Source organism: Deltaproteobacteria bacterium HGW-Deltaproteobacteria-6 (assembly GCA_002840435.1).
Classification (GTDB): Bacteria; Desulfobacterota; Syntrophia; order Syntrophales; family Smithellaceae; genus UBA8904.
In genome coordinates this window covers 1-6,500 of the sequence record PHAT01000017.1, presented here as the reverse complement: position 1 = coordinate 6,500, position 6,500 = coordinate 1, and the positions used below count along the sequence as shown (strand labels likewise).

The window sequence follows — 6,500 nt, the reverse complement described above, 5'->3', positions numbered from 1 at the left end:
TCCCGTAACTTTCGGTGTAACAACATCCATAGCCCACTTGCCGGTGACATCAATCTTAGCCTGTGCCTGAACCATCGTTGCTGATGCGACCAAACCCATAACAACCAAACAAAAAACTACCATACTCAATCTTTTCATAAAACTCCTCCTTTTCTTCCTTTAGAATGGCGTGATTTTGGCGTCACACAGCAGTACGACTATCAGAATTGCATCATGATGACAAGTAAAAAAATGCAAATAATTGCTACAAAAAAATTTTAACCCAAACTGGCATCCAGCTGATATTTTATTTATCAAGTTGATCAAAATAATGAACTGAAAGAATTAAAATATGAAACGGAAAAATACGGCAGCGCGTCTGGAAAACGCGGACACGACAGGCATGCAGAGGCTGTCGAAAAAAGTATTTTGTGACGTTGCGTTGAAGGATATATCCGTGAAAGGCTTTTTGATTTACTGCGCCCGAAACAATGATTGCCGGTTTGAAAACCATCAAGGCACGCAAAAGCAAATACCCGATGCCGGCATTATTCTGTTTCTAAAGATGCGCATCTGCCTTGTATAATCGGAAGCCGGAATTATTCGGCCGGACAGTCATGGATTTTATGAAACAGCTCCTCCGGGTTTTGCCGGAGGAGCTGTCTGTAAAGTTATCAATCGGGGCTGCTGGAAAAGTGTTGAATATTTCTTTCCGGTTTACCCGCTGTAAAATCCTGTATGACCCGGACGTTCAATAAGCAGATTATAATTCCGCCTTAATGCTTTCCAGCTTCGGGAGATCGCAGCATAATGACGCCAACCATACAAACCAGGTAGAATGCGGAGACAGCCGTCATAACGGTGGTCAATCCCAGCGACTGAGCCGCAGTGCCCATAATCAGCGGCACAACGGTGGCAATCAAACGTCCTGTCGAGAATCCGGCGGCAACGCCTACTGCGCGAATATGGACCGGGAACTGTTCAACCAGGTAGGCAGCCAGAACAGCCCATATGGCCGACGCGACCGTCCAGTTGAGGGCGCCCCATATATAGAAAATGTTGTCCGGCCATTCAAACGCCAGCCACCCGTAGAATGTAACGGCGGACAGGAACGCAAAGACAGCCATGGAAACTTTCTTGCTGAATTTATGCGCGCTGAAACCGCCGAGCAGATAACCGACGCAGGCTAAAAGCTGCAGGAACAGCAGGAAAGAAGAATACACTTTCGGGCTCATGCCTCGTTCCCGGGCCAGAACCGTGGGAAGAAAAGTATTGACCGCCCAGTAGGTGACCATGAGAGAGGTGCAGACAACAACGACCCAGAAGAATGACCGAATATTCTCACGTTTGAAAAGATCCTTAAAACCGGCCGTGGCCACCGGGGTGCCGGCAGCGATGCCCTTTTGCCTGTCGAGATTCATTTTCAACCATGAGGGTGATTCAGGAATGGCCATCTGGATGTAAATGGCAAGAAAAACTGCTGTTGCGCCAAAGAAATAAAGCATCTGCCAGCCAAAAATCGGACATAAAAATAAGTTGATCAAAACAGCTGAGCCGAATCCCAACGGCCAGCCAAACATCATGTAGGCGCTGATCTTAGCCCGTCTCTCAGGCTCCGTAAATTCCTGCAAAAGCGTGCCGGCCAGTGCCCATTCCGCGCCAAGCCCCAATCCCGCAAGAAACCGCAGGGCGGACAGCTGAATATAATTCGTACAAAAACCGGCCAGACCGGTGGTAATGCCGAAGAAGGCAATGCACCAGATCAATGCTCTTTTCCGGCCAAACTTGTCGGCAATGGGGCCAAAAATATAGCCGCCGAGGCTCATGCCCAGCAGCATGCAAGTAGCAATAATGCCGATTTGAGCCAGCGTGAGTGTAGGCCACGCATCCAGCAACAACGGCGCAGCAAGAGCAAAAACCATAATGTCCATTCCGTCAAAGGCGTAGCCGAGAATTGCAACCAATAACACCTTTGTCCTGAATTTTGCGGGATCGACGATCCCACCAATCGCAGTTCCACTTCCTGTTTCTGACATATAAAACTTCCTCCTTAACTAAAATGATAATACTATGACTCATGCCGCCTCTGCGGCATGATAAACATTAAGCGCCTCCGTATCTTTTCCTTCCGTCCGTTAAGAAATTCCAGGAATGAGGAATCGAAACTCAAAGTGCTTAAAACCTCCTGATCAATGCTTTTCCGGGCGTTCTGCTGCCCGTCATTTTCCGGCTGTTTCTTCATCCCGCAGGATCTTGCGAAGAATCTTGCCGACCGCGGACTTCGGAATGCTGCTGCGGAACTCCACGAACTTCGGCACCTTGTAAGGCGCCAGTTTTTCCTTACAGAATTCGATGATCTCGGCCGGTGCGGCTTTTTTCCCCGGTTTCAAAACAACGAAGACCTTGATGGTTTCGCCCCGGTACGGGTCGGGAACTCCCACGGTGACGGCCTGGGCCACTTTGGGATGCCGGCAAAGCACCTCATCCACTTCCCGGGGATAAACATTGAACCCTCCGGCAATGATCATGTCCTTCTTCCGGTCCACGATGGTGATGTAACCGTCCTCATCCATTTGTCCGATATCGCCCGTATGGAGCCAGCCGTCCTTCATCTGGATATTGGTTTCCTCCGGGTTGTTCCAGTATCCCATCATCACGGTCGGTCCCTTGATGATGATCTCTCCCGGTTCTCCCTGTGTTACCTCTTCCGTACCGTTTTCAAGATCAACAAGGCGGACATCGCTGTCGATGGACGGAACGCCGATGGAACCCGTTTTGTGGGCCAGCGCCGGGTTGCTGATTCCCATGGCGGTCGTTTCGCTCATGCCCCATCCTTCGCTGAAAAAAATTCCCATGTCCTTTACTTTGGCAATGAGCTCGACGGGCATGGGGGCTTCTCCGGAATTGAAATAACGGATCTTCCCCGGAAGATTCATCTCGCGGAATTTGGGATGATTGAGAATGGCTGTAATCATGGTCGGCACTGTCGGGAAGAAGGTAATCTGCTCAAAACGGGCAAGAGTGCCGAGCAGTTCATCCATATCGAAACGGGGCAGTTGAATTTGCGTAGCCATACTTAAAAACGCCCAGTTCATACAGTAGAGATTGCCGTATATATGGAAATAGGGAATGATTCCGAGAACCGTTCGTTTCTCGCAGGGGGTGCAGGGGATGGTTGAATTTCCCCAGTGGAGACACTGGAAAGTTGCGGCTACGATATTCCGGTGAGACAGGAGCGCTCCTTTGGGAAGTCCGGTCGTTCCCCCGGTGAACTGGATCAGCGCCGGATCATCCGGGCTTACGGCAATCCGCGGAATTTTTGTATCCATGGAACCGGCCAGGAGTTCCGAAAAGTGACGCCACTCTGTTTCCAGCTCCAGCTCCCTGGCCGTGCTCACATCAAATGCCTTGATATAGTCCGTCAGTCTTGTCACAATGACCTGTTTAAGCCCCAGCTCAATGGCGAGGGGCCGCATGGTGGGAATGGCTCCGTCGAAAGTGACGAGGGCCTTCAGACCGGTATTCTCCATCATGAACTTGAGTTCATCATGGGCATATAAGGGATTCATATTGACCACGATGGCTCCTGCGGACAGGGCGGCATAGTAGGCAATGATATACTGAGGACAGTTCGGCAGAGCGATGCCGATCCGGTCGCCTTTCTTCATCCCGAGGCGAATCAAAGCATTGGCCATGCGCAGGACCTGATCGCGCACCTGTCTGAATGTCAACTCTGATCCATAGAAATCCACGGCCGGCTTATGGGGGAACTGCGCTGCCGCCAGATGAACCAGATTCTGGACAGGAAATTTCGGGTAACGGATGGTGGTGGGAACGTTATAATCATAATTTCTTTGCCAGAATCTTGTTTCCACCCGGAACAACCTCTTTAAACAGTTTTTGAAGGGTATCAATCGACTGATATTTAAGGATATCAATCACCATTCATTATTAATAGCCGTCTTGTGCCCGACAGCTCTGCACGCTTCATACCAATTGATTTCATTTTTTATGTCATTGGATGTATTGGAAAAAATTATTTATCTTGATTTATTGTGTCCGCTATGTTTCACATGCGTTCCATTTATGGTGCATTGATGCAACGTATATGAAACATAATTGAAACTACGAGACGAGATAAGATGAATTTAGAGAGGAAGATATGGCAATGGTAATTGAGCCTTCATTGATGAAATTTCCGTTATCCCATGAGACGATCACTTTGAATGCGTTTTATGAGGAAAAATATACCAAGACCTCTCTGGAGTGGAACAAGTATGTCAACGGGGCTGAAAATGTTGACCCGGCCATCGTTCCTGAAGAAATCATGGAATCCTGGAAACGTTGCCGCCAGCTGGGGGTTGATTACTCACATAATCCGAAGCATGAAATACTGACGGGAAACGATCTGCAATCCTTACTCACGGACAACCGGGAATTTATTTCCATCAGCAAACCTTTTTTGCTTAATCTCTACCGCTTCGTCAAAGGGTCGCGATTTGTTGTCGGTCTGTTCGATCGCCGGGGATATGTGCTGGACACGATGCAGGACGATGATGAAGCCGTAAAGACCAACATCAGTCTGCAATGGTATCCGGGCGTTCGATGGGATGAAAAGAGCGCCGGGAACAACGCCGCAGGAACCGTTCTCGCATTGAAAAAGCCCATCCGGATTTTCGGGACCCAGCATTACAATAAAACATTTCACAAACTGACGGTTTCCAGTGCTCCTATTTTCAGCCCCGACGGCGAATTGATCGGCGGTATAACGCTGTCTGCTTTCTATTATGCTCAAACCCCCCATACGCTGGGGATGGCGGTGGCCGCGGCTCAGGCCATTGAAAACGAGCTTCGGGCGCAGAGAGCCCTGAAGGAAAGCAAGGCCGCCTTTGAGGAAACGGAGCTGGCCTACAGCCTGCAGAAGACCGTCATTGAGTTCATCCCCGAGGCGTTGATTGCCCTGGACAGCAGAGGCTGTGTCTCCGTGATCAATGATAAAGCCCGTGAAAAATTCGGTCTGGAAGGTCAGAAAGTTGAGGGAGAGGATATCCGGAACCTCAGCGGCGAGATGAATCACCAGTTCCTCAGCATGATCGAAACCAATGAACCCTTCACGGATGCCGATGTCAGAATCTTTACGAAAAACGGCTACAGCGATTATACCCTCACCTGTAATCCCATCCAGACCCTGATGGGAAAGATCATGGGGAAGATACTCATCTTCTCCGAAATTAAACGGATCAAAACCCTGGTTACCAAGATGATCGGAGCCAAAGCAAACATTTGCTTTGAGGATATCTGCGGCCGGAACCCCCGCTTTCTGATGACGCTGGAGCAGGCGCGCCTGATTTCTCAAAGCAGTTCCAACGCCCTGCTTCTGGGGGAGAGCGGCACGGGAAAAGATATTTTTGCCCAGGCCATTCATAATGCGAGTTTGAGGAAAGACGGACCTTATCTGGCTATCAACTGTGCGGCTATTCCGAGGGATCTTATCACCAGTGAGCTTTTCGGTTATTCCGAAGGCGCCTTTACCGGTTCAAAGCGAGGCGGCAGTCAGGGCAAATTTGAACTGGCTGACGGTGGCACCATCTTTCTTGATGAAATCGCCGAAACGCCGCTGGAACTGCAGGCGGTGCTCCTTCGGGTCATCGAGGATAAGTCCATCATCCGCATCGGCGGAAGCAGGGTCCGGCCGGTGGATACCCGGATCATTGCCGCAACCAACAAAGACCTTCTCGAAGAAGTCCGTAAAGGGAATTTCAGGAAGGATCTGTATTACCGCCTGAATGTTTTCACGATCCACATGCTGCCGCTGACGAAGCGGCTGGACGATATTCCTCTGCTGGTGGATGTCTTTATCAGGAAATACGGAAAAACCCTGGGCAAAAATATCGGACGCATCGACGAGAAGGTCATGGATGCCTTTTTGCGTTATGCCTGGCCCGGCAATGTCCGGGAATTGCAGAATGTCATTGAACGGATGATGAATTATGCCCGTTCTGATGAATTGACTCCTGATCTCATTCCGCAGGAAATTCTCAACACCCGCCATTTCCCCGGTCCGGACCTGGAGATGAATATGAATACGGAGATGGAGTCTCCTGAAGATGTGGAAAAGAAATTAATCAGCCGGATGTTGAAACTGAAATTTCCCAAAAATCAGATTGCAAAACGGTTGAATGTCTCGCGGACAACATTGTTCCGGAAAATTAAGAAATATGGATTAGCCTGATATTGCAGCCGGGCTGGTGATGCAGCGGGCCGGGCTTGCTATCCGGAAAAAGGCTTCCGCTTTATTCAGACCTTGACGCCATCCGTCATCCGTCAGGATGATCACTCCCTCAGAAGATTATTCTAAAAGGGGAGTCTTTGCATTACGCTCATGATGTTCCGCTGTTTCCGTCTCTCCTACGTCAGCGGTTGTCATCTGATCGCTTTTCATGCCCAGCATGGCCACCAGTTCTTCAACAATGCCTTTCATGGAACCGGACTGAGCATTCAGCTCTTCCGAGGCACTGGCC

The 6,500-nt window shown here is 49.6% G+C and carries 5 protein-coding genes; 3 read left to right on the top strand and 2 right to left on the bottom strand.

Translation table 11 applies throughout. The annotated features are described in order from the left end of the window. Nucleotides 1-331 precede the first annotated feature (331 nt). Together CVU71_18310 and CVU71_18305 are read left to right on the top strand one after the other, a co-directional pair. Nucleotides 332-565: a hypothetical protein gene (locus tag CVU71_18310; protein ID PKN16902.1), complete on the top strand. Its 234-nt coding sequence runs from the start codon at nt 332-334 to the stop codon at nt 563-565. Then, entirely contained in the window at nt 558-737 is a 180-nt protein-coding gene (locus tag CVU71_18305) for a hypothetical protein (GenBank protein ID PKN16901.1), read from the top strand. Before CVU71_18310 ends, CVU71_18305 begins: the two co-directional genes overlap by 8 nt. Before the next feature lie 18 nt (nt 738-755). Here CVU71_18305 and CVU71_18300 read toward each other — a convergent pair whose 3' ends face one another. Further along, nucleotides 756-2,015: a hypothetical protein gene (locus CVU71_18300; GenBank protein ID PKN16900.1), complete on the bottom strand. Its 1,260-nt coding sequence runs from the start codon at nt 2,013-2,015 to the stop codon at nt 756-758. Nucleotides 2,016-2,198: 183 nt separating this feature from the next. Next, complete coding sequence (locus tag CVU71_18295; GenBank protein PKN16899.1) at nt 2,199-3,854, bottom strand: long-chain fatty acid--CoA ligase; 1,656 nt, start codon at nt 3,852-3,854, stop codon at nt 2,199-2,201. A 287-nt stretch (nt 3,855-4,141) separates the two neighbouring features. On the opposite strand from CVU71_18295, the gene CVU71_18290 reads away from it, so the two are divergent. Continuing rightward, entirely contained in the window at nt 4,142-6,211 is a 2,070-nt protein-coding gene (locus CVU71_18290) for a sigma-54-dependent Fis family transcriptional regulator (protein ID PKN16898.1), read from the top strand. The last annotated feature ends 289 nt before the right edge of the window (nt 6,212-6,500 follow it).

What these genes read in the sequence shown, in the direction of transcription:
- CVU71_18300 (PKN16900.1), bottom strand. Translation starts at nt 2,015, where the DNA reads ATGTCAGAAACAGGAAGTGGAACTGCGATTGGTGGGATCGTCGATCCC.
- CVU71_18290 (PKN16898.1), top strand. Translation starts at nt 4,142, where the DNA reads ATGGCAATGGTAATTGAGCCTTCATTGATGAAATTTCCGTTATCCCAT.
- CVU71_18310 (PKN16902.1), top strand. Translation starts at nt 332, where the DNA reads ATGAAACGGAAAAATACGGCAGCGCGTCTGGAAAACGCGGACACGACA.